The sequence below is a fragment of the Hornefia butyriciproducens genome (assembly GCF_009695915.1).
GTDB lineage: Bacteria > Bacillota > Clostridia > Peptostreptococcales > Anaerovoracaceae > Aminicella > Aminicella butyriciproducens.
Genome location: NZ_VUMZ01000008.1, coordinates 36,388 through 60,183, shown reverse-complemented (window position 1 = coordinate 60,183; position 23,796 = coordinate 36,388). Strand labels below are relative to the sequence as shown.

General features: G+C 51.1%; 22 protein-coding genes and 1 other RNA gene. 3 read left to right on the top strand and 20 right to left on the bottom strand.

Annotation, left to right across the window (positions count from 1 at the left end; all coding sequences use genetic code 11):
* Positions 1-2: 2 nt before the first annotated feature.
* The 20 genes from FYJ64_RS08815 to FYJ64_RS08720 all read right to left on the bottom strand — a co-directional run bounded on the left by FYJ64_RS08815 (position 3) and on the right by FYJ64_RS08720 (position 18,800).
* Positions 3-722, bottom strand: a complete 720-nt coding sequence (locus tag FYJ64_RS08815; protein ID WP_154574786.1) for an ArdC-like ssDNA-binding domain-containing protein — start codon at positions 720-722, stop codon at positions 3-5.
* Positions 723-727: 5 nt separating this feature from the next.
* Entirely contained in the window at positions 728-1,480 is a 753-nt protein-coding gene (locus FYJ64_RS08810) for a PcfB family protein (protein WP_154574785.1), read from the bottom strand.
* Positions 1,477-2,829: a relaxase/mobilization nuclease domain-containing protein gene (locus FYJ64_RS08805; protein WP_206045611.1), complete on the bottom strand. Its 1,353-nt coding sequence runs from the start codon at positions 2,827-2,829 to the stop codon at positions 1,477-1,479. Before FYJ64_RS08805 ends, FYJ64_RS08810 begins: the two co-directional genes overlap by 4 nt.
* Positions 2,820-3,155: a hypothetical protein gene (locus FYJ64_RS08800; RefSeq protein ID WP_154574783.1), complete on the bottom strand. Its 336-nt coding sequence runs from the start codon at positions 3,153-3,155 to the stop codon at positions 2,820-2,822. Before FYJ64_RS08800 ends, FYJ64_RS08805 begins: the two co-directional genes overlap by 10 nt.
* 128 nt (positions 3,156-3,283) lie before the next feature.
* Positions 3,284-3,736, bottom strand: a complete 453-nt coding sequence (locus tag FYJ64_RS08795) for a DUF3846 domain-containing protein (protein WP_154574782.1) — start codon at positions 3,734-3,736, stop codon at positions 3,284-3,286.
* The gene (locus FYJ64_RS08790; RefSeq protein WP_154574781.1) at positions 3,723-4,631 is read right to left on the bottom strand and encodes an ArdC-like ssDNA-binding domain-containing protein; all 909 of its coding nucleotides are present in this window, start codon (positions 4,629-4,631) and stop codon (positions 3,723-3,725) included. The genes FYJ64_RS08795 and FYJ64_RS08790 overlap by 14 nt, the downstream gene beginning before the upstream one ends.
* Positions 4,624-5,613, bottom strand: a complete 990-nt coding sequence (locus tag FYJ64_RS08785) for a DUF3991 domain-containing protein (RefSeq protein ID WP_407928788.1) — start codon at positions 5,611-5,613, stop codon at positions 4,624-4,626. The genes FYJ64_RS08790 and FYJ64_RS08785 overlap by 8 nt, the downstream gene beginning before the upstream one ends.
* Entirely contained in the window at positions 5,601-6,101 is a 501-nt protein-coding gene (locus FYJ64_RS08780) for a JAB domain-containing protein (protein ID WP_075712647.1), read from the bottom strand. The genes FYJ64_RS08785 and FYJ64_RS08780 overlap by 13 nt, the downstream gene beginning before the upstream one ends.
* Positions 6,102-6,181: 80 nt before the next feature.
* Positions 6,182-6,493, bottom strand: a complete 312-nt coding sequence (locus tag FYJ64_RS08775; RefSeq protein WP_154574780.1) for a hypothetical protein — start codon at positions 6,491-6,493, stop codon at positions 6,182-6,184.
* Positions 6,444-6,614, bottom strand: a complete 171-nt coding sequence (locus FYJ64_RS08770) for a hypothetical protein (RefSeq protein WP_154574779.1) — start codon at positions 6,612-6,614, stop codon at positions 6,444-6,446. The genes FYJ64_RS08775 and FYJ64_RS08770 overlap by 50 nt, the downstream gene beginning before the upstream one ends.
* Positions 6,611-6,964, bottom strand: coding sequence for a hypothetical protein (locus FYJ64_RS08765; protein ID WP_154574778.1), 354 nt, complete (start codon positions 6,962-6,964; stop codon positions 6,611-6,613). The genes FYJ64_RS08770 and FYJ64_RS08765 overlap by 4 nt, the downstream gene beginning before the upstream one ends.
* Positions 6,965-7,039: 75 nt before the next feature.
* Positions 7,040-10,273, bottom strand: coding sequence for a VaFE repeat-containing surface-anchored protein (locus FYJ64_RS08760; protein ID WP_206045610.1), 3,234 nt, complete (start codon positions 10,271-10,273; stop codon positions 7,040-7,042).
* Between the two features lie 249 nt (positions 10,274-10,522).
* On the bottom strand, positions 10,523-11,602 hold the full coding sequence (locus FYJ64_RS08755) for a ParB/RepB/Spo0J family partition protein (RefSeq protein ID WP_328597001.1): 1,080 nt from the start codon (positions 11,600-11,602) through the stop codon (positions 10,523-10,525).
* Entirely contained in the window at positions 11,556-12,380 is an 825-nt protein-coding gene (locus FYJ64_RS08750) for a ParA family protein (protein WP_154574776.1), read from the bottom strand. The genes FYJ64_RS08755 and FYJ64_RS08750 overlap by 47 nt, the downstream gene beginning before the upstream one ends.
* Before the next feature lie 10 nt (positions 12,381-12,390).
* A complete protein-coding gene (locus FYJ64_RS08745; RefSeq protein ID WP_154574775.1) occupies positions 12,391-12,822 on the bottom strand; it encodes a hypothetical protein in 432 nt (143 codons plus the stop codon).
* Between the two features lie 90 nt (positions 12,823-12,912).
* The gene (locus FYJ64_RS08740; protein WP_154571942.1) at positions 12,913-13,089 is read right to left on the bottom strand and encodes a hypothetical protein; all 177 of its coding nucleotides are present in this window, start codon (positions 13,087-13,089) and stop codon (positions 12,913-12,915) included.
* 277 nt (positions 13,090-13,366) lie between these two features.
* Positions 13,367-13,726: a transfer-messenger RNA gene (ssrA, locus tag FYJ64_RS08735) on the bottom strand.
* 412 nt (positions 13,727-14,138) lie between these two features.
* A complete protein-coding gene (locus FYJ64_RS08730; protein WP_154574774.1) occupies positions 14,139-15,158 on the bottom strand; it encodes a zinc-dependent alcohol dehydrogenase in 1,020 nt (339 codons plus the stop codon).
* 109 nt (positions 15,159-15,267) lie between these two features.
* Entirely contained in the window at positions 15,268-17,661 is a 2,394-nt protein-coding gene (locus FYJ64_RS08725; protein ID WP_154574773.1) for an ATP-binding protein, read from the bottom strand.
* Complete coding sequence (locus FYJ64_RS08720; protein WP_154574772.1) at positions 17,658-18,800, bottom strand: metallophosphoesterase family protein; 1,143 nt, start codon at positions 18,798-18,800, stop codon at positions 17,658-17,660. Before FYJ64_RS08720 ends, FYJ64_RS08725 begins: the two co-directional genes overlap by 4 nt.
* An 85-nt stretch (positions 18,801-18,885) precedes the next feature.
* On the opposite strand from FYJ64_RS08720, the gene FYJ64_RS08715 reads away from it, so the two are divergent.
* The 3 genes from FYJ64_RS08715 (at position 18,886) to FYJ64_RS08705 (ending at position 23,717) form a co-directional block, all read left to right on the top strand.
* Complete coding sequence (locus FYJ64_RS08715; RefSeq protein WP_154574771.1) at positions 18,886-20,592, top strand: amidohydrolase; 1,707 nt, start codon at positions 18,886-18,888, stop codon at positions 20,590-20,592.
* 196 nt (positions 20,593-20,788) lie between these two features.
* Complete coding sequence (locus tag FYJ64_RS08710; protein WP_154574770.1) at positions 20,789-22,177, top strand: sigma-54 interaction domain-containing protein; 1,389 nt, start codon at positions 20,789-20,791, stop codon at positions 22,175-22,177.
* A 319-nt stretch (positions 22,178-22,496) separates the two neighbouring features.
* Positions 22,497-23,717: a M20 metallopeptidase family protein gene (locus FYJ64_RS08705; protein ID WP_154574769.1), complete on the top strand. Its 1,221-nt coding sequence runs from the start codon at positions 22,497-22,499 to the stop codon at positions 23,715-23,717.
* The last annotated feature ends 79 nt before the right edge of the window (positions 23,718-23,796 follow it).

Sequence of the window (23,796 nt, the reverse complement as noted above, 5' to 3'; positions counted from 1 at the left end):
GGCTACCTCTCATTCTCCCGGCCGTCTCTGGCTCGGGCCAGCATCTCTCTGTTCACTTCGTCAGCTGTGGTTTTAACTGCAGTCAGTTCACGGCGTACATCTTTTTCCTTGCGACCTTCGAAAAAACGGGCAATGCGTTCGAAATCCACATCCGGAGGATCCAGCCGGTAGTGCTTCGCCATGAGATACACACTGAGATCAGCCATGTTTACGGCTCTTCCACGGAACGCTTCGTCCCGGACAAAGGTCGTCATCGCCCGCTGACGGACGGCTCCCAGCAGCTCTTCCGGCGACGGCATTTCGCTCATCTCGTGGTATTCCTTCCTGCTGATCGTTTTTCCCATCGCCGTAGTCTGAGTGACATCAAAGTTCTTGCTGACATCCGAAGCAAAGCCCTGGCTTCCGTCCGGCTTCTCATAGGTGACCGGCTTCAGCATCAGGATGGCTTTCTCGCCTTTATTGACAAAGATATTGTCCTGCTTCCAGTCATCGAAGGACCGGATCCATGTTGCCTCCGGTCTCTGCCGCCCGATGAGAAGAGCATTGGAGACGGAACTTCGAAGGAACCTTGCCTGTACATCCGCATAGGTCTTCAGCTTCTCCGGATCCAGAAGCTTCTGCGTTTCCTCGGACAGCATTTCAAAGATGCGGTCTTTTCCTTCCCGTTTCTGTGTTTTGTAGAACTCACGGTCGAAGGTATCGTTACTACTCACTTGATTCATTGTTGTTATCGCTCCTTTCCCGTCCGCTTGGGAAGCGGCACTTTCACAATATTTTCTTTGGAAGAAAGCATCTTTCCTTTTTCACGGGATAGCTTCTGCTCCCGGGACTGCCGCCTCCGGTAGTAGTTCAGTTTCTCCCGGACAGATGGCTTATTCATTCCAGTCGACCCATTTGAGCGGCTTGTTTGCCTCAAGCTTGGCTTGGACGGAGGGTCGTTTGCCGTCTTCGCCAAATCGGGGTTTGTCTTCGGTTTCTGTCTCCCGGGACCTGCCCCCATAGTCCTTTCGCTTCTTGCCTCCGGCTCCTTCTTCTCCCGTGCATCCTTTTCCGGAAAATATTTTTCCTGTTCTTTGACGCTGCCAGTTACGGATGCCGTTGGCACCGTTCCCAGCCGGAAGCGTTCGGTGATCCGCTGGATCTTGGATGCGTCCTCGGCTCTTGCGATCACATCCACCACAGCGTTCTCGTCTTTATTGTTCTTGTCCCGCAGCACGCAATAGAGCACCCCGTAGCGTTTGGCTTCCTGTGTGAATTTCTTCAGGTCCTTCTGCTGCACCGTGTAGACCTTCAGTTCCTTTCCGGTTCTCAGCATGTTGGTGAGCCGGGTCTTTCCCTTTGTCTTTTGTTCTTCCTTCAGCACGGCATGAAGGAGAATGGCGATGTTCTTGGCTCCGTTTCCGGTGATCCTCGCCGCCACCTCCACACCTTCCAGCGACAGTCTTACGACCTGTTCTGCTGCATCTCCTCCTGGATTCATAATTGTTTTCTCTCCTTTCCCCGTGATCTGTCCTCGAGCACGGTTTCAAGATTCCGCTCTACCTGACCGGACCGTTCCCGGATGTCCTGGCAGAGCTTCAGTTCCTTCCGGGCCTCCTTCAGTTCTGCGGTCAGTTCCCTGATCTGTTCCCGGCACTTTGCATCTTCCTCTTCCGGCATCTTCCGCCGGAGCTTCTGCCTCAACTCGTTTCGTCGCGCACTGATGGAAGAGTAATCTTCCGTCAGAGACTTCATCCGTTTTGCCAGATCCTCCTCTGTACTGATGCTGTATCTGGCAAGGAGCTTTGCTTCTTCGCTGTACAGATCACACTTCAAAAGCTCCTCTTTCAGGACCGCATGAAGCCTCATGGGATTCTGACGGTACTTCGGCAGGTATCCCAGCTCGTAGCAGTACCGGAGATACAGCTTTTCCAGACCGCTTCGCCCCTTGATTTTGTCGATCCTGCGCTTCAGGTCATAGTGATTGGAGCTGCGGGACTCTTTCTGCAGCCGCTTCATCCTGACACCGATATCATTTGAGAATACTCTCTGCTGGATCATATCTCTGGTGTACTGGTCGCCGAGACGATCGGTCCGGATAGCTTTCGTCCATCCCGGCGGCGTCACCGTCCAGTACTTGCGCCTGGAATTGAACTGATACAGATATCCACGCTTTTTCAGCTCCGACTTGAATTCCTCCATGTTGACGCTGACCGAAATGGCTTCGTCCAGCGCCTGCCTGGCCACATTGCATCTGGTGGGCATGCCTGCTTTCTCCATTTTGTAGAGAGAGTAGGGGATCCGCTTTCCTTCCGGATGTTCGATGACGGACAGATCCCGTTCCCGGCAGATCCGGTCGGACGCCGCACGGATCCGCATGGTCTCTTCCGTGCAGAAGTGAAAACGTTTTCCGTCCACAAAGGATACCGAGTTGAAAACGATGTGGTTATGAACATTGTTTGTATTCAAGTGGGTGGCAACCACGATCTGGAAGCGGTCGCCCCAGAGTTCCCTCGCCAGCTGCACTCCGATCTCGTGTGCTTCCTCCGGCGCAACCTCGTAGCCCTCGAAGCTCTGCATGCAGTGTCCGCATACGATTCCTCCCGTCTTGTTGAAGCTCTGTTTGGTAATGTTGAACTGTTCTCTTGCGTTCTCCACATCGCAGTTGATCCCGGTAGTGAAGTACTGCTTCTCTGTTTTGCCTTCGTCGGCAGCGTAGGCAATGACATCCGCAAGCGCCTGCCGGTCTGAATCGGAGAAGTCAAGGTTTCTGGTCTTCTCCGGATTGCCGATATATGACAAAGGGTTTCCGGGATTGCCCCGGATCCGTTTGATTTTCGTCACTGCCATTCTGAGTATCTCCTTTCCGGCATCAAATATTTCCGTTCCATCTCGAGCCTGAACGCACGCCATGCTTTTGCCTCTGACTCAAGTAGTTCTTGTGCTTCCTCGCCGGACGTCACTGTGGATAGTGTCTGCAATCTCTCCGCAAATTCCGATATCCGGTTCATGTCCTCAAAAAATTCCGGGCCCGGTCTTTCCGGCGGAACATAGCCCCGGAGAAGGAGACGGACCAGATCGGTTTCGGTCATGCACGCCCGCTTCGCTTTCTCTGCCAGGTCATCCGCCTGCTGTTCGGTCAGCCAGAATTGTTTCTTTCTTCCTCGTCTTCCCAAAACCTCACCTCCATTCTCCGGGGTCTTAGGGTCCTCCCTAAATCTATGGGAACCGGCGGCCGGTGCCCATGCCTTTGTACTCACATGGGAGTACGAAGGCTTTGCTTGCTAAAGTTATGCACATCATCCTACCTTTCCATTTGGTGTTTCCGGTCATGGTTTACGGGATGCATCTTTTTTGACCTGATTCCGTTTTCCGAAACATAAAACTGCTCCGGAAGCTCGAATTTCTTACGCATTTTTTCTTCCAGATCAGGCGGCATGGACAGGAATCTTTCACTTTCGACAGGTGCGTAGCAAATGAAAAACGGACCTGCAATGATGTCCTGCAGCCGTCCGTTCCGGTCAAATATTCCTCTGTTCAGTTCCATGCCGAGCATTTTTCCTTCCTCGTTGCAAACGATAGCACAGTCTCCGACGCGCGGATCCGATGCATCCTCAAAGGGCATATATTCTTCAATATTTCCCTCCACGAGTCTCTGCATCGACTCCAGATTGTCCTCGATTTCTGCAATCTCTGCCTGTTCTCCCGGCTTAAGCAATAGCACCCGGAGCTTATCGTTTTCATTATGTTCGTTCATATTCAGGTCCCCTTTCATTCTTCTCGCGCTGTTTTTCCATTGCCTGATCGATGGATGTGATCATCTCATCAGCAGTCTTTCTGATCCGTTCCAGCGAATTTTTCAGTTCCTTTGTGTCTTTTCCGGAGGACCATCCGGCCACATATCCGAAGGTGTAGTCTGCGGTATCCAGACCGAAGTGGCTGCAGACAGTGTAAGCGATGCTCTCCGCCTCAACTTCCTTAGTACTGCGGTCCTGCGGCTTTTCCTCATCCATATTCTCTTTGGAATGAAGTCTCTGGTGACTGATTTCATGGATCATGGTTTTGATAGTCTGGACCTGACTCATGCCGGAGCGTATAGCAATTCGCTTTGCCCCATCATCGTAATAACCGTTGGCGCCGCCCTGAATATCCTCGGAACAGATGGGAACCGGGCAGATATCCTTCAGCGCATTGAACAGCTTGTGATAGTTTTTCACGTCTCCGGTCAGTTCATTTACGCCGATCATTGGAAGTTCTCTGCCTTCCGTCTGTTCATAGGCGAATACGCTGACCACCCGGAAACCGGTGATCTCGATGATCTCTTTATCCCCATCGTCTGCAGTATCTTTTTCCACCTTGTACCTGCAGGGAGCCAGAATGCGAATTCCTCTTTCTCCTTTGCGAACCTGCCGGTCGAACTCCTTCTGCCATGTCCGGTAGCCTGCAACCAGAGAGGCAGAAGGGTACTGCATGGCAATCAGAAGACAGTTGTTCAGAGAGTAGTGGTGAAATTTGCTCATGCATTGCAGCATTTCCCGGTACTTGTCGCTTTCAAATACTTCCTTCACGCCTTCCTCCAGCCGGTCGGTGATCTCCCGGATCTGCTCCTGCTGGCTCTTGCGGTCAGTTCCCCGTTTCTTCTTTTCATCCAAATCTCGTTTCTCCTTTCTGCCGCAGGGCTCTCAGAAACATCAGCTCCTCGTTGTAATCCTTTCCGTGAACAGGCGGCTCATCCCGGATGTGGTACCGTCTGTTCAGCCTGCCGATGATTGAAGCGGCCGCACTTCTTCCGGCAGAATCATCATCCAGGCGGAGAATGATTTCTTCGGTTCCCGGATGATGATCCAGATAATTTTCAAGTGCTGCCGGAAGTTTCACGGCCTTTGATCCTCCATATACGCCGCCCAGGGAGAGCAGTGAGTCACTGTTCCATCTTTCTCCGTTCAGCTTCCGGATCGTGGCATAGGACAGAAGGTCGATAGCACCTTCAAAGACATGAACGTGTTTTCCCGTGCCTTCAATCCGGAAGGAAAAGTGCTTGTCGGAGCCTGCAGCCTCGCCCATGATCCGGTCTTTTTCGGTCCCCCGGAAGAAGGCGTATCTCGCTTTATTGTTTTCATCAAAGCCCAGAAAAATTGCACTGTGTGAAGGTAATGACTCATAAAGTAGCCCTTCATCGATGCATTTTCCGAGAATTTCCCGGTCGATGCCCCGGCCGGTAAGATAGCGAAGAACCACATGATTGTCCTGTGCCTTCTCCGGCAGAAGCAGCCGCTTTGCTTTTCCATTTTTCGGGACAAAAGAAAAAGGAGGCCGCTCCGCCTCCGTGCCCAGTATCATTCCTACCGCTTCTGTGAAGGGTACATCCTTTACTTTGATCAGATAATCAAGCGCCGATACACCACCGAAACCTCTGGACCACCACATCCATTTACCGTTGGATATCTTCAAACTGTCATGCTCTCTGGTGCAGTATTCACCGCCCGAAATATGGATCAGATTCCCCGGATCATTCTGTCTGAGATAGGTCAGAAGATCCATCTCCCGGGCGCGTTCGATCTCTTTTGCCGTGAAGCCGGCCATGTTCATCACCTCCCGAAACTGAAAAACGCAGGTTTTTTCTATCGTTCCCACTCGCTTGTATAGTCGTCTCTTGACCGCATTCCATCGAGAAGTCCTTTTCTGAGAAAACTGGCCTGTTCTCCGGTTTCCGCGGCGATGATGATATGATCCAGCATCTTGATGCCCATGAGTTCCCCGCATCTGACCATCCGCTCGGTAACGGCAATATCCGCCGGACTCGGTTCACAGTTTCCGGATGGGTGATTGTGAATACAGATGAAGGATGCCGCATTGGACAAAATAATGGCCTTGAACGCCTCTCTCGGATTGATCATGGCTGCATCCAGGGTGCCTACGCTGCAGATATGAAGGTTGATGGGCTTGCCGTTCGTCTTCAGATTCAGGATCGCAAATACCTCCCGGTCATAGTTTTTCAGCTCGCCTGCCACCACTTCCATTACAGCTTCCGGGGACGTGACTTCTTTGGTGGAATAGAGAGAAGGCTCTTTCACCAGCCGGACATTCACGACTTTGATCTCATTTTCATTCTTCTTCGGCAAGGATCATCACCTCCTCTATCCGGATGCTGATTACCGTTCCGTCTTCCAGGTCATTCACCAGCTTTCTGAGTTCTTCCATCTTACTGATTACTGCGGTATCCGCCGTATTCGTATCTTTCATTGTTTTCACTGCGGTCTTCCTCCTTTTCTTCAAGGTTACTGCTATTGGTCTTTGGGGGTTTCGGTTTCGCATCGTCCATTGCGTTGCAAAGGTAGGCGATGACCTTCCGGTCCCGGATCGCCTCCTGCAGCTCCAGGATCACGCCGATCTCTCCGCTCAGTCCGTGATCATAGGCGATTTTCATATCGATGGATGTGATCTTCTTTTCCGTGTCAAAACCTTCATCCGTCAGTTTGTTCAGTGTCTTCAGCTTGCTTTTGTCTGCTGTCATTCTCGTCCTCCTTCCGTTTCCCATAGATGATCTCCATCATGCAGTATCCGCAGAAGGGTGCTTCCTTCCTGCGGTAGCGGCAGTTCTCCGGGCACTGCCTGCGCCCCTTCAGCCCGTTCATGCGTAACTCCCCGGGCTCATCAGCTCCATGCCGTATTCGGTGAACTGATACCATCTGGTCCGGTCGAACCGGCTCTCGTTTCTTTCCGAAGCACGGAGAATCCGGCATTCGGTCAGTTCTTTCATGGCATCCCGGATCATGTGCCGGCTCAGAAACGGGTAGACCGTCTGGATCATCTTCTGGGGCATCTTCCTCCAGTAATCCTCTGCCGTGCCGTTCTCGTACTCCATGATCTCCCAGAGATACTGGGCGATCAGTGCGGCCCGGATCCCGCATATCATGGCGATGTTTCGGTTAAACCGGCATTCGTTTTCCTTTCGGATCTCACCATTGATCCCGTTTGTAATCATTTTCTTTTCCTCCTGACGGAACCAAAAAAGAGCGGCATCTCTGCCGCCCTTTTGGCTCATTGGCTATTTCATGCTCTATTCCTTTAGATCATCCTGGTCTTCCGGAAGCTTATGAAGTCGTCTTCTCTTGTATGCGATTCCTGCTGCGGTGGTCCCCGCTGCCAGCATCAGAGCGATATATCCCAGAAGATTTGTCCTGTCTCCGGTCTTCGGCGGAGCAGAGTTCTCCGGCGGGGTATCCGGCTTCTTCGGAAAATGAACGGTCTGGTCCTTGTCGGAAAGGTCTGCGTGGCTGGTAACGGTGATCCCGTTATGGATCAGATCCTCGAACACGACCACATCGTCTCCCTGAAGCCTTTCGGCGTCAAAGGTGAACTGCAGCTCGACCGTTCCGTCTTTCTTCTCTGCGGTAAACGTCTTCTCGGAAGTCACGGCAGAAAGTCCGTCACGGACCGGCTTTCCCGTTCCTTTGTCCATCAGGACACCCTTTACCGTGTATTTCTTTCCCACAACAAGGTTGTGATAGCTGACGGTATCCACGATGGAGACCTTCTTGTCCCGGGAAGCTTCATGATTTCCGGACTTGCTGTCCTTTGCCGTTGTTTTGATCTCCGGATGCCAGATCGTCTGATCCTGATCGGTGAGATCCCCGTGAGAGGCCACCTTGATTCCATCATAGAAGATATCCTCGAATACGACAGTGGTCTTTCCTTTCAGGGAAGATGCATCGAAAGTGAAGCTCAATTCCACCGTTCCGTCGGCCTTGTGTGCCGTAAACTTTTTCTCGGAAGTGACCTTCTTTCCATTCACCATCACCGGTTTTCCGGTCTCCTTGTCCATCAAAACGCCCTTTACCGTGTATTCTTTTCCCGGAATCAGATTGCGGTAGTTTACCTTGTCCACAATGGTCGTTCCCTTGTGGGTTTCCCCGACTTCGTCCTTTGTCTTCCGGTCCTCCGCATGGGTCTTTACCTCCGGGAAGTGGATGGTCTGTCCTTCATCATGAATGTCTGCGTGAGATGCGATGTTCACATCGTTCTCATAGAGATCCTCGAACACTACCGTTGAGGTTCCGGCAAGACCCGCACCGCTGAAGGTAAACTCCACATCCACGGTTCCGTCCTTCTTCTCCGGCACGAATTTCTTCTGGGAAACCACCGGCTTTCCGTCCACCAGAAGCTCCTTTCCGGTCTTCTGGTCCATGAGCTTTCCCTTCAGAACATATTCCTTTCCGGGAACCAGATTGGTGTAGGAGACGGTGTCCATAAGTTTCACATCCTTCTCTGCTGCAGAAAGATTCATGCCGGTATTCTCTGCTTTCGCCTTGGTTCCGATGGTGATCAGATCATCTGTGATGGTCTCCAGGTCCACGGTTCCTGTGCGGGTTTTCTCATCCACGGTGAAGCTGAACTTCTGCAGAACATATCCTTTGTTGTTCTCGCAGCGCATCTCTTCGATGGTGTAGGTGTCATAAGGCAGAGCTCCTGCGCCGGTGATCATGGCAGCTTTGCTCCCGAACTGTCCTGTGCCGAAGAACACGCCGCATCGGATCTGCTCCGCTCTCTTTTTCAGAGACCCGGTAGAGATCTGTTTCTCGTTCAGAAGATCATCAAACGGATTCTGGCTGCGGGCATTGTCTTTCCCTTCTTCCTCGTCCAGATCACCATCGGCTCTTCGGTCTTTTGTGGAGAAGAATCCGTTTTTGTCCGTGACAACCACGTGGGTCTCACCGTTTGATGCGGCGGTGATTTTGAACGGGACAAAGGCAAATCTTCTGGAATCGCCGTCACCGATCTTGGTTCCCTGAACGTCGCTGCGGTAGACATAGTTGTCAAAGGTCAGTGCCATTTCGTTCTGTCCGTCGTCGTAGGAAACGGTTTTTCCGTCTTCCCGGATCTTGAACATATGCTCGCTTTTGTCCGTCCTCTGGTAGGTCTTGTTGGTCTTCGTCTCACGGATGGTATAGGTTCCGTACGGAAGATCATCCGGAAGGGTCTCTGCCGTGTAGGCCTTTTTTGCTTCATTCCAGTGAACGGTGATCTTCCCCATATCCTCACCGGACTTTACACGCTTGACTTTTCCGGAATCAATCAGATCCTTCTTTGAGGAAAGGGCCTTCCAGTCCACTTTGTTTTCCGGACTTCCGATATCACTGCGGACCAGCACATCGTGACCGGATACGTTTTTGATGGTCATCTCGATCCCGTTCAGATCAGCACCGCCGAGTGCCTCTGATTTCTTCAGCTCCTTATCCCGCTTTACGATCTGAACGCCGCCCCGCTGGACGTTTTCTCTCACGGGAGCCGAAGTGATATCGATAATCTCTCCGTCTTTCCGGATGCTGATGGCTCTTGACCATTTCTCATTGAGCTGATATCCGGAAGGCGCTTTGGTCTCTTTCACCAGATAATCGCCGTATGGCAGGGCGTCGGCAGAAGACTTCGCAAGTCCTTTCTTGTCTGTCCTGATCGTAACTGCCGCTTCTCCCTGGTTGATTTTCTTTTCTCCGAGGAAAACGGCATGACCGCTTTTGTTAAATGCGGTGAATTCCGCGCCTTCCAGCGATGCATCTCCCTGTGCGTACGGTTCATCCAGATCATTATCGATCTTCTGCAGGCGGAATCCGCCCCGGATATCCTCCAGGTATCCCACCACCATGTCCTGCACGCCGCTCATGGTGCTGATGAACACCTTGAAATTTCCCGGGATGGCCTCATCTTTTTCCGAATCCGCATTCCAGAGTCCGTCTCCCAGTTTCTTTGCCTTTGTCCAGATATCCCCCAGGCCGGAAGCTTTCGTTCCGCCCCAGGTCGCCATATCAGAGGGCCTTCCTTCGTAAACATATGCCATGGCAAGATGAGCGATGGCCCAGTCTTTGGTGAAATTTCCGGTGTAGTATGCGCCTTTGATGTTGCTGATATTCTTCTCGTAACCCGGATATGACGGGGAGTAGAACACGATGTTTCTGAGGGCATTCCATTTTCCTTTGTCGTCAGAATCGGTGATCACTTTGTCTACCGTGACCTTTCCGGTGGGCGGTGATGCCTTGGCCGGCTGGACGCAGTAGGTATACCGGATCCCCAGCCCGTCTCCCAGGTCGCATTTCCTGGAATTGCTGTAGCCTCCGTCACCGGAGCCGTAGGTGATCCTGCCTCCGTCAGTGACCGTATAGCTGCTTCCCACCTTGCCGGTGAATGCGCTGGCCGTTTCCGTCACCGCAGGAAGAGCGGACCCCAGCACCATCATGGAAGCAAAGGCGATGGTGAGCAGCTGCTTGAATTTCTGCTTGAGCTCTGTTTTTCTGTTCAAAGCATTTCTCCTTTCCGTTTCATGGCAATCGCAGAAAAATTCACCAAATCGCAGATTCGGGAATTTCTTGCGGCTGACCTTCATCGGCGCTGAAGCGCCGTGATAGGGCAAGCAAAAACGCCTGTGCTTTCACACAGACGTCCTGACTTGTCTCTCTTCTTTTAGATATATTTCTTCTTCGGGTAGTAACTGGTAGTAAATAAAGGGAGGGTTACAGGGAGGGAAAATTGGGAGTGCGTACTCCCGCATTTATCGTCCCTGATCCCTGGCTTTTCGCTGGAGGAATCGGTTGTAGTGTTCCATGGCTGCCGCAACAAAATCCTCCCTTTTGGACAGCGGCAGGTCCCTTGGAAAAAGTTTCGCGATCCGGTCTCCCCGGAAGACGATGCGCTCCTTCTGGTTGGGCTTCTCCTCCAGCATGATATCCTCCAGCGCCTCGATTGAGAGTTCGCCGGCCTGATAGAGTTTTTTCATGCGGAGAGCCTGCGAATGATTGGGAGTACACTGCTCCTGCAAAATCAGATTGTAGACATCTCTCTGCCTGTGTTCCAGATAGGAAAGTTCAACGGCAGGTCGCATGGCGATCTTGCCTTCGTCCACCATCTCCAGCAGCTCCGGGATCAATTCAGTGAGGCGGATATATCGATAAATCTGATTCCTGCTTTCTCCTGTTTCCACCGTAATATAATCCGTTGATCTCACTTTCTGTGTCCCCATTGGGGACACGCATTCATGTTTCCGTGAATCCGGTGTTCCCAGACGGAGTATTTCTTCCTCACTAAGCCCATACGTTCTCCCAAGATGTTCCTGCGCTCGTTCCAGCTGCGGTCCGACAGGCTCCCCTTCGTACTCCATTCCTTTCTTCTGATTCTCTTTCATTCTGGCGATCTGCTTTTTCATCGCTTCAAGCCGCATCTTGTACGCAAAGGCCTTCTCACTCGGAAGGATCGTTGTTCTCTGGAAATTGGATTCCACCATCAGGATCGTCGCCTCATCCCGAGAGAGCTCCACCACTTCACAGCGGATTTTATCCATCCCCAATTTTTCACAGGCCCGCTTCCTCCGGTGTCCGGAAATCATCTCATACCTTCCGTCTTTTTTCTTCCGTACCATACAGGGGGTAATCAGCCCTTTGGCCCGTATACTCTCCACCAGATGATCCATGTCTTCATCGTCTCTGACCTTGTAGGGATGATCCGGAAAGGGATCGATCTCTGTCAGCGGGATCTCGTAGATCCGCTTGAGCTTTGCGTCATCCCGTTCCTCTTGGGAGGAAAACAGTTCATCGAGAGAGGGAAACTGTATCTCTTCTCTTTTCTCTTTCGCCACTGCGGATCACCTCCTTCGTCAATGCTTCATAAGCTTTCGCCACCTTTCCGTTTTCATCGTAGGTGAATATACTCTGCCCGGACTTAGCCGCCTCAGCCGCTTTCACCGCCACCGGGATCTGGGTATCGAAGATCCGGATTGCCATCCCGTAGTGGGTCCGGATGCTGCTGATCACATCTCTTGCCAGGTTGGTCCGGTTGTCCACCAGCGTCATGACGATGCCGCCGATTTTCAGGTCCGGATTTATGTGGGTCTTGACCCGGTCGATACTCTTCATCAGTTGCGTCATTCCTTTGGCAGGAAGATACTGGGCCTGCACAGGGATAATCACTTTATCCGCCGCGGTCAGCGCATTGATGGTGATCATGCCTAATGACGGCATGCAGTCGATCAGAATATATTCGTAGTTTTTCTTTACCGATTGGAGAAGGTTATCCAGCACCTGTTCTCTGCTCATGGCGTTCACCAGACTGACTTCCATAGAAGAAAGATCCAGATTAGACGGGATCAGATCCACGCCTTCCTCGTGATGAAGGATCGTATCTTCCACAATGGGTTTGCAGTCTTTGGTGACCAAGTACATCAGCCTGCCCAGGGATTTCTCCAAATCATCCCCGTTCCATCCCAGGGACTGGGTGAGGTCACCCTGTGGATCCGAGTCGATGAGCAGCACCTTCTTTCCGGCCCGGGAAAGACCCACCCCCAGATTCAGCGCCGTGGTGGTTTTTCCCACGCCTCCTTTCTGATTGCAGATCGCAATGGTTTCACATTTCGCCATTCCTTACCTCCTAACTCAGCAGCTTCTGATCCTTGCTGGGAAACATGTCACGAAGCCAGCCTTCCACGCAGTACCAGTCAACATATCCGTCATCAAAGAAGGAATCTGCAAACGCATCGCAGGCATCAGGAACTTCACTGGTGCAGTAGTCCAGTGCTTCCATTTCCGCTGCCGCGGATTCCATTCCATTCTGACGAAAGATCCTGCCGAGAAGTGTGATCATAGCGTCCGGTTCATCAGAACAGGCCTCTGTTTCCAGCTTACGCACGATCTCCAGGACCGTTTCCTCATCCATCTCCTCGGTCATCTCAGTAAAATGCTCCGCGGCTCTTCTTGCCAGTGCATCCACTAACGGGCATCCTGCGCAGCTTTCTGTTTCACGGGCTCCGTTTTCTCCCAATCCCATCGCAATAATTTTCATTGTTTCCTTTGTTGTAGCCATCTTTTATCCTTTCTCCGAAAGCCGGATAGAAAAATAACCCCGCACCGGATTGTGCAGGGTTATGTATTCATCTTCCGGCCGGAAGGATAACTAGTCCATGAATTTCACCAGAAGATCGTCGATGGCATCGGTGTAACGGTTTTCCCGGATCAGCTTGTTTTTCATTTCGATCAGACAGAGAACTATGATCCGGCGTTCGTCGTAGCTCAGCTTATATCTCGGTTCAAACATCATGCTTACCTCCGTTTCTTCATTTTTCTTCAGCATAATGTACTCCCAACGGACCTGCAATTATGCGAAATCAGCTCGGAGAAAATGGAACAGAAAAAATTCCGGACGCAACTGTGCGGCGATCTCGACTCCCCTCATAGCAGGGGAGCCGAAAAAAATCCCAGATTTTTTCCCAGATCATATGGCTTCAGGTGGGTCTGAGAGGGTTTGTGTGCGTCTGAAAAAAGGCATAAAAAAATCCGCTGACCATTGAAATCAGCGGAATTCGTTGCAATGTAAAAGGTTCAGAGTTTTGCCTCTGAACCCCAAAAAATGGTGGAGATGATGGGAGTCGAACCCATGTCCGAAAGCATTTCCGCAGCAGTTTCTCCGAGCGCAGCTGATGGTTTAGGTTTCGCTCGTCCGTCCGCCCGTCAGCAGGCTGATAGATCCGCTATCCCGTTGTTCCCTTGCAGATCCGGGAAAGTCTGTAAGGTTTTCCTGTATGATTCGATGCCAGACATCCGGCCTACAGGGAAACCGGAGCTGACACGCAGCGCTGCTTATGCAGCCAGTGCGAAATTGTTATTATTATTTTTAGCGTTTATATTTAAACGGCCCTTTTTAGCGCAGACTGGGCGACTGCGGCTCGCTTCTGCTGTTTCTACACCCCCGTCGAAACCTTTACACCCCCGCAAAGATCCGCCGGATATGGCGAACTGAATTTGTACTAATATTATACACGACTTTCACAAAAAGTAAACAGATCATCAATCGTTTATCGCCTTGCAAGTATCAATCGCCTATCACCTCGCAAGGCACCCCGCAAGGCACCCTCAGATCATCAATCGTTTACTGCCTCATAAATCGACGACATTTGTTGTATAGTCAAGAGATCCGATGAACCGGACCGCATCGACAGTGCGAAGGAAAACCGTTTTCTCGTTGGTGTTTGGATGAAACTCATCGGAGAGCACAGTACATGGTAGCTCGCAGTTCTAAAATATAGGGATTTACAAATTTTGTAAGGCCTGATATTCAACCTCTCCATGTAAGACGGATCTGCAATCTCTGCGGAACTGATTCACGGTTTCAGTGAGATGAATTCACAGGGAAAAGTTGATGACCACGTTCAGCGCGTGCTCCGGATCCGCCGCCCGCTGGATCGCAGTGTCGATGTCATCAAGCGGATATTCGTTGGTAATGAGGGTTTCCAGAGCTGCACCCTCCAACTCCATGATGCGGAAGACGTCCCGAACATCCTCCGGTGTGTAGCCTCCGGAGCCGATGATGCTCTGCTGTGCGTAAGTCATATGAAGCAGATCGATGCTTCTGGCAGTGTTGTTTACAGCGACCGAAACGAACCGGCTTTCGATTTTTCCGTGCACAAAGAACAGGTTCAGAAGCGCAGGCGCTCCAGCGGCATCCAGCACGATATCGATATCAGCGGTTTTTCCCGTCAGCGACGGTGCTTCGCCGAAATATTTGCAGGCTTTGGGAAGAAAGTTTTGTTCGTCCCTCATATTAAATACTTCGAATCCAAGTCCGGCAGCGATGTCGAGCCGGAGCTCCGAAAGATCGCAGATTATGACTTTGTCTATGCCGAAAAAGCGTAGAGCCACGGCCGCGGCAATGCCGATCGTTCCCGCGCCGAATACCACGGCGCGCTCGCCCGCTTTCGGCTGTGAGCGGCGGGCGGCATGGCAGCCTACAGTGAAAGGCTCTGTCAGGCAGGCGAGACGATCGGAGATTTCCTTCGGTACCGGATAAAGGGAATGCTCCGGCTTTGCTTCCGGAATGAGAATGTATTCTGAAAATCCGCCCAGAGTTCCGGCGCGGGAAGTGTCATTTTTCGCGTACAAAGGGTAGGGATATACGCGGTCACCGATGCGAAAATCTGTTACATCGTATCCGATGGCAGAGACGACGGAGACAGTTTCGTGACCGAATTCGCCGCCGACAGTGATGCGATGACCGGTCCCCGGACCATGAGTATAGACGGCAGCGTCCGTTCCGCATATACTGGAAAAGATGTTGCGGATTACAACATCCCGTGGCCCCGGTACGGGAACCGGGACTTCCCGCACTTCGACTGATTTTTTCCCAAGATAAACGGCAGTTTTCATATTGTTTCTCCTACTGATTTCGGGGTTTTGACAACTCGATATTACTAGATTAACATTGATTTTGCAATCGGTAATAATGAGATAAGTGTTGGAAATTTCATCCGGCGGCTTATGGCCGCCGGGCGCTGCTGCAGGTCATGTAGATGATCTGGGTTTCGCTGCTTAGTGTCTGCAGAAGGTCGAGCGCTTTTCTGATGTGGCGGTCATCCAGATTGACAAACGGGTCGTCCAGGATCAGAAAAGGCTTTTCGTTTCTGAAGAGGGAGTCGATCAGGGCGAGGCGCAGGCAGATCATGACCGTATCTTTCTGTCCGGCGCTGAAGTATTGCAGACTGCGCCGCTGTTCGCTGCGGCTGATCTCCACATTCAGATCTGTATCGAGATAGAGACGGTTCTCTGCTTCTGAAAGCCTGTTTACATAATGCGAAAGTTTCCGGAGGATCGGTCCGGAATAGCGTGCGGAAAGAGAATCCTTCGCTTCTGCGAGAAACTGCATGGCTGCATCCAGCAGATCTGCCTGCCGGTTTTCTTCCCGAATCCGAGCGGTGAGGACAGAAATTTCGTCTGTCTTTGCGGGAATTTCATCCAGCTGCCGATAAAGCGTCCGCAGAGTGTTTTCAATTTCTCCGATGCGCTGGCGATCCCTGCTGATTCGGACCGACAGCGTGTGGAGCTGCTCTGTCGGGTCGAGCTGCGCTGTCGTGTCAGGCCGCACTGCCGGGTGGAGCTGCGCTGCCTCTGTCGGGTTGCTTTGCGGCGTGGATACGCACTGCTCAGAGGGAATCTCTGCGGGGGTGTCGTTTTTCTCGCAGGGGCTCTCTGAGAGCTCGTCCTGATGCTCCCTGCGGAATTGTTCCAGTCGCTGTCGGGATTCGTCCCGGCTTTTTTTTAATGCGCCGGTGATCTGCCGGCGTCTGTCGGCGAGGGCATCAGACCGGTTTTTTTGTGCCCGCAGTTCTGTTACAGCCCTGCTCAGATCCTCCGCATTGTCGAGAAACGGCGACATCTGATGCACAAGGCGGTAGGAAAGGCGGTCGATTTGACTGTGCAGACCGTCCTCCGGATCGCTGATCAGTCGGAGACGGCGCTGAAGCTCGCAGAACTCTGCCAGCAGTGCGGGATCCTCGACGGCGGGGCCCGGGGCTTCAGTGTGCGGCGAGCGGGGGATGCGCCTTATGACGAACGGGATGCCGCCGAAAAGCACCGCAAGGATACCGGCAAGCACAAGCAGGCCTCCGGGGAGCAGTGATGCCTGATGCGATGTATGCTGCGACAGCAGCATCAGAAGGATTCCTCCGATGATCGCGCATATGCCGGGGAGGACAGAGAGACTCCGCCGAAGTCGGTGCGGCGAAGCTGCGGTTTGTCTGTCGGATTGATCCCGGTTCTCCGGGGCGGATGAACCGTCCGGAGAACCGCTGCCCGGAGCGGGCGTGTCAGTCCGGATGTGACCGGAATGGTTGTCCGGACGGCTGAACCGTCTGCTCAGTTCTGCGTATCGCAGCTGCTCCTGCGGGGAAAATTCCAGCAGCTCAAGCTGACTGTTCAGCCGGTCAATCTGCCGCACTATCGTTTCTGCCTGCTGCAGCAGCTCTTCGGAAGGAGCGCCGTCAGGAAAGCCGTCGTCGCTGAGAATTTCAGACGCATGTGCATATTGTCTGTCTGCCTCCGCACAGACCAGCTCGAGATCCCGGGCCCGTTCCCGGACGGAGCGGACAGAGACTCTTTCTGAACGTCGTACAGCCGACTGCTCGAGGGCGTCCCGGCGCTGCAGATTTTCCCGGAGACGGGAGTTTGTCTCCGATGCTTCGTTTTCCAGCCGGCTGATCTGATTTTTCAGACTGTCTTTGACGCTGACTTCGCTGTAAAGCTCCCGGAGCCGTCTTTGTGATCCGGCGATGCTCCCGCCCTGACCGCGGAAAGGACGCAGTCCTGCTCGAAGCTCCCGGAGTTTTGCGACGGCAGAATCGTAATTGTTAATGTCATCGGTATCTTCCACCAGTCCGCTGATCTTGCTCTGGATGTCATTGGTGAGCAGCGGAGAATGTCCGGAGACGCCCCTGCCTGCGGAACTTTCAGCGGTCTGCGGCATATATGTGCTTCGGCGGAAGGAATCAGCGTCGATTCCGAACAGCTCCGTTCCGATGTTTTCGGAGAAGTCGTCGGATCTCCGGTCTGTGCTGCCGCTGTACAGTGCAAAACGGTCTTCGCGGGGAGTAACGCCGAAACTTCGCTCAATCCGGTAGGGCTGTTTTCTGTACAGGAATTCCAGACTCCCGCCGAAGACGCCGCCCTGCCACGGCGTATACAGCTCACGGTAATTATCGGGAGCCTTGTGACGTTTCTTTTTGGGGAATCCGTAGAACATGGCGGTGATGAATTCCGCCAGTGTGGTTTTTCCGAATCCGTTGGGTTCGTCGATGACGGTCATATGCTCCCGAAAATCCAGAGAGTAGTCATGGAGACCGCCGAAGTTTTCGATATGACAGCGAAGCAGTCTCATAATGTGATCTCCTCTCCGCCGAGCGCCTGAAGCCCCGCCCGGATTACAGCGTTTTTATCCCGTTCAGGGAGCTTTGAGGCGAGCACTTTTCGGATGAATTCACCTTTCAGGGAAATGTCGCCGAGGAACGTGGCGGGATCGATGGAAACAGAGGTTTCATCGCGGATCTCCGCATAGAAAAAAAGCGAAGCAAACTCCTGCTCCAGAGCGGGGAGATCAAGCTGTGCATCCGGAGCGCATGCTCCGGTCAGAATAAACCGGACCAGACTTTCCGGGGGGATTCCCGCTGCTGTGTCCCGCAGCTTATGCAGAATCTCAGGGAATGTACGGCAGTCCGCGATGTCGGTGGGGATGCGGAAGAGCATTCTCTGCGCGTGAGGAACAAAGGTATGTTCCAGATGATTTCCTAAAACGCTCAGGAGGACAAAGCCTTTCTCCCCGCATTCGTCAAATCCTCGGCCCTCCGGACAGCCGCAGTAGCAATAAATTCCACGTTCGTCCAACACTCCGTGCCGGTAACTGTGCAGGTGACCCAGGGCAAGATAGTCAATTCCTTTGTGCTGCAGAGCAGGCAGCGGAATCAGGTCGGGACCGGCCTGAGATGAAAGCTGACCGTGTAACATCACGATGTTGACATGATTCGGATCCAGCGAGAGAGTGTCGAAGCAGTTGGAACTGCTCTGTGGATCCGGTTCAACGCCGGTAATATCGATGTTTCCGTAACGATAGGTCTGCCAATGACTGCGGAATGTCAGGAGGTTTTCCGGGAGCCCTTGCAGTGGAAAAACACGTTCGGCGCTGTCATGATTGCCGCTGAGGTACAGATAGTCGATTGCCGGAGTCCGTCGGATAATGTCCAGCACGGTTTCCCTTGTTCGGGCCGTGACGATGTCCGCATCAAACATATCGCCGGCAATGATGATTCCGGTCACATGCTGCTCCTCAGCCCGTCTGACTATGCGCTCAAAGGCCCGGACGATTTCATAACGCCGTCTGCGGGCATCCTCGCCGGACAGTTTCGTTTCCAGACTGGAATCCAGATGCAGGTCGGAACAGTGAATGAATTTCAGCGGTTCTCCGTCGGACTTTCCGGCAGCTCCGGATGCTCTTGCAATAATGTTCATCGGTCCTTCCGTCATTGAAAACTCCTCTTCAAAAATGAATTTTGCTACAGTAATATTATAGCGAACATTTGTTCGCTTGTCAATTAACTCTGTTTTTTAAATGATTGATACCGGGGGGATTTGGTACATCTGTTGCTTAAAATATTTTGAGCAATATGAGAGGAGAAATAATATGGATACGATTTTTTTAAATGGAAATGTATGCACGATGGATGAGCATATGCCGGAAGCACAGGCTGTGGCGGTGAAAAATGGAGTCATTACAGCGGTAGGAAGTAATGAAGAGGTTATGGCGGAGAATTCTGCAGTAACAGAGATAATTGATCTGGGAGGGCGTATGCTTCTCCCGGGTTTTACTGATTCACATATGCATCTGATGGCCTATGCAGCAGGAAAGAGAATGGTAGATTTGTCGGATGCAGAGTCTTTAGAGGATGTGTGTGAACGCTGTGCCGCGCCGGTATCTGAGATGCAGCAGATGGGAGAGTGGATTCAGGGGCTCGGGTTCAATCAGGATAACTGGAGTGAGAAGGTGATTCCGACACGCAAAGATCTTGATCGAGTCAGCACAGAGGTTCCAATAGTGATTCGGCGCGCCTGCTTTCATTTATCGGTTTGTAATACGAAGGCGATGGAAAACATAGGGCTGATGGAACCTGATGGAGAGTCGAATGAGTTGGGGTCGCCGGGTATCGGATACTATGCAGACGGAACGCCAAACGGAATTCTGTATGAGGACACACAGAATCTCGTCAACCGGAATATACCGCGAATGAGTGTACCGCAGCTGAAGGAACTCATCCTCGAAGGCCTTTCAGATGTTGCGGCACAGGGGATAACAGAAATTCATACAGACGATTTTATGTCAGGATATGCATCAGACAGTGATTTTCATCCCTACTTCCAGGCATACTGTGAGCTTGCAGATGAGGGGAAATTACCGGTGAGAGTGTATCAGCAATGTTCGCTTTGGAGTAAGAAGGATTTAGAAGGGTTTCTTGCGGAGGGTCACAGAACCGGTGAAGAGCATGGCCTATATCGGTTAGGACCATTGAAACTGATTGTGGACGGTTCTCTGGGGGCGCATACTGCAAAACTTAAACAACCCTATAAAAACGATCCGTCTGCAAATGGATGCCTGAATCATAGTGGTGAGGAATTGTATATTTTATGCAAGCTTGCTCAGGAAAAAGGGATGCAGATTGCAGCACACTGCATCGGAGATGGCGCGATTCAGGTTATGCTGGAGGTTTATAAGAAAATTCAGCAAGAACATCCAGGGCATGATATGCGCCATGGGATTTTGCATTGCCAGATCATGGATGCGCGCCAGCAGGATGAAATGCGAAGACAGGGACTTTTAGCATATGTACAGCCGGTATTTTTGCGGTCGGACATGAATATTGTTGAAAAATGCGTGGGGCAGAGACTTGCGTCACAAAGTTATGGGTGGAGAAGGCTGGCGGATCTTGGCGTTCACCTGTCAGGCGGTTCCGATTGCCCGGTGGAGCCCTTCGATATTCTGCCGAACTTAGAGTATGCCGTGACACGGACGAATCCGGATACTGGTCAAAGCTTTTATCCAGAAAACGGGCTTGAAATCGATGAAGCTCTGCGGATGTTTACGTTGGAGGGGGCATACGCCTCATTCAGTGAAGATAACCGCGGTTCGATTACTGTTGGAAAAAATGGAGATCTGACTGTTCTGGATCGAGATTTACGAAAAAGACCTGAAGAGGAAATTCATATGACAAGGGTGCTGATGACGATGGTGCAGGGGAGAATTGTGTATCGGGCGGATTGGTAGAGAGCGCGTATCGGGTTTATGTTTCAGGGCTCTATCGTATAGTGTCTGTCGATGCACACTGCCATTAAACTGTGCGCTGCGGCGCTGCTGACGAACTGTCATCAGCGCCCATTAAATTCAGCGGGGCTTTAATGAACAGATGCTATTTACAGAATCTGTCTGCAGTTGTACAATCAGGTGAAAGGAGATCCGGGCTATGATAGAAGAATACCTTGATACAATAACGAATATAAAGAATTATGTGGATGGACTGCTTGTGGTGGACAGTGACTATAAAATTGTCTATATGACACAATATAAGACAGAGTTTCCTCCTGTAGACGGGAGGCGGGCAATCGGCAAGACATTGTTTGAAATTTATCCGGATAAAACTCCTGAGAATAGTACAATTGTACAGGCAATCCGATACGGAAAGCCTGTTCTGAACCATGATGAGGTTCTGTACCCTACGATCGGAAGACCGTTTCACTGTATGGATAATACCTATCCGATACGGGAGGATGGGAAGGTCATAGGTGCAGTGTGCGTCACAATATTCCCGGAAAATTCAGCGAACCGGGATTCTCTGAATATTTTTACCGATAAGAAGAAAAAGAAGAGGAAGAGGTTGTACGACGTTTCCGATATCATTGGTCGAAGCCCGGAGGTGCAATATGTTCGCATGCAGGTAGATCGCATTGCAAGAACGTCTTCATCCGTGCTGATCTATGGTGAAACCGGGACAGGAAAGGAAATGGTTGCACAGTCAATTCATTCAGCCAGCCGTCGAAGCGGATGCCCGTTCCTGTCGCAGAACTGTGCGGCGATTCCGGACAATCTTCTGGAAAGTCTTTTTTTCGGAACCGCCAGGGGGAGTTATACCGGTGCCGAGGATCGGGCAGGTCTGTTTGAACGAGCTCACGGGGGAACATTGTTTTTGGACGAGATAAATTCCATGGATATTGCCCTGCAGGCAAAGCTGCTGCGTGTCCTTGAGGAGCGCCAGGTGACACGTATCGGAGGAAACAAAAGCTTTGACGTGGATGTAAGGATTATCGCTGCGACAAATAAAGATCCTGCGATCTGTGCTAAGGATGGAACGCTGCGGCCGGATCTGTTCTATCGACTGAGCGGCGTTACGATCGAACTCCCTCCTTTAAGACGTCGAACCGGAGATATTGAGCTTCTGACGAATTTCTTTATTTCTCAGTTCAATGCCCAGATGCAGATGGAAATTTCAGGGGTGTCTCAGGATGTGAAAACTATTCTTAAGAATTACGAATGGCCGGGGAATGTGAGGGAATTCAGGAATGCGATTGAAGGAGCATTTAATTTCTGTGAGGGACGCATCATCACGGTTCCGGATCTTCCCGCCTATATCACTGCTGAAATGAATCTGGACAATATTCTGCCTGAGGACAGCCGAAGCGGGGGAATGGGACTTCCGTGGATGGGATCGTTGAAAAAAAGTATGGATTCCTATGAACAGTTCCTGATCCGCAAGGCAATCGATAATTTTTCAACACTGAGCGCAGCAGCGGAATACCTGGGAATCACGAGGCAGGCACTGAATCAGAAAATGAAAAAATACGGGATAAAGAAATAAGAATTCGGAGAGGTTGAGCGTTCGATTTTTCTTTGTATTTTGTATAAAAGCATTAAACATGCCAAAAGAAACGGGGATGAAACTGACGCCGGATAACAGTAGCTGACAGTCTTTGTACAAAAAAGATTACATAAATGTGTAAAAATAATATTACGATGTAAATTAAAATTTACACGATGAGAGTTTTTTTCAGCCTAATTTTAGAGCATTTTGTTGTACTGGAACTTTTTTTGTGTTATACTCCATGCAATTTCATATATGAGATTGGTTGTATTCGTTGATCCGGAGAGTGTTGAGCGCACAGAACAGGAGGATTTTTATGAATACTTTTTTGAGTGAAGCAAAAGAAAATTTTACACAGATTACACAGGACAGAAGACAATTGCATCGACAGCCGGAGATTGGTTTTGATCTTCCTGTGACAGTAAAATACGTGCAGACAAGACTGTCGGAAATGGGAATTGAAAGTCGGCTCTGCGGAGGGGTGATTGATGAAAAACTGCGTCAGAATTTTATGAAGGGTGGATTTCCCTATATGAAGCAGTGTTATGGTGTGACTGCTACGATTGGAGAAGGAGAGCCATGTATCCTTCTACGGGCAGATATGGACGCTCTTCCGATGCCGGAAAACGCCGAGCTGGAATTTAAATCTGAAATTGAAAACAGAGCGCATATGTGCGGACACGATGCTCATACGGCAATGCTTCTGGGTGCGGCTCAGATCCTCAAAAATCATGAAGCTGAGCTTCCGGGAACGGTTAAATTGATGTTTCAGCCCGGAGAGGAATGCGGCTGCGGGTCGAAATTTATGGTCGACGATGGTATTTTGGAAAATCCAACTGTGAATGCGGCGTTTATGATTCATGTGATGCCCCAGCTTAATGTGGGAAAAGTACAGTATTCAACCGGGATTGCCTCTGCAGCGATGGACACCTTTATTGTGGATATAAAGGGAAAAGGCGGACACAGCTCGGAGCCGCAGAAAACAATTGATCCATTACTGATTTCTAATCAGCTGTATACTGCATTGAACCTGCTTTCGGGCAGAGAGACAGACCCTAAACAGACTGTGGCGATGACTGTGGGGACACAAACCGGCGGAACGGCAATCAATGTTATTCCGGACGAATCGCATATGGGATTCAGTTTCAGAACCTTTGACCGTACGACCAGAGAACATTTGCTTAGACGTGTTCCGGAGATTGTGGATCATACCGTCAAAATGTGGAGAGGAGAATACTCCCTTTGTGAATTTCATACACCATCGACCTATACGGACGCAGAGTTGTGCGCATCACTCCGTCCTGCGCTCGAAAAGGTTGTTCTCTCAGAAAACATAGAGAAAATAGCACCGATGTCAGGTACGGAGGATTTCGGGTATGTCACTGAACGTGTTCCCGGAATGGCTGTGTGGCTGGGAGCCGGCACAGAAAGCAGCGCACCGCTGCATAATCCGGATATGCAGCTGGACGAAGACTGTCTTCCGATCGGGGCGGCAATTTATGTGAATGTGGCGTGGGGATGGCTCAGGAACCATTAGCATTCATTCTGTTATATAGTTGGCACGAATCATGCTGAACAACTTTATAACAAATAATTGTTATGGGCTCATTTCTATC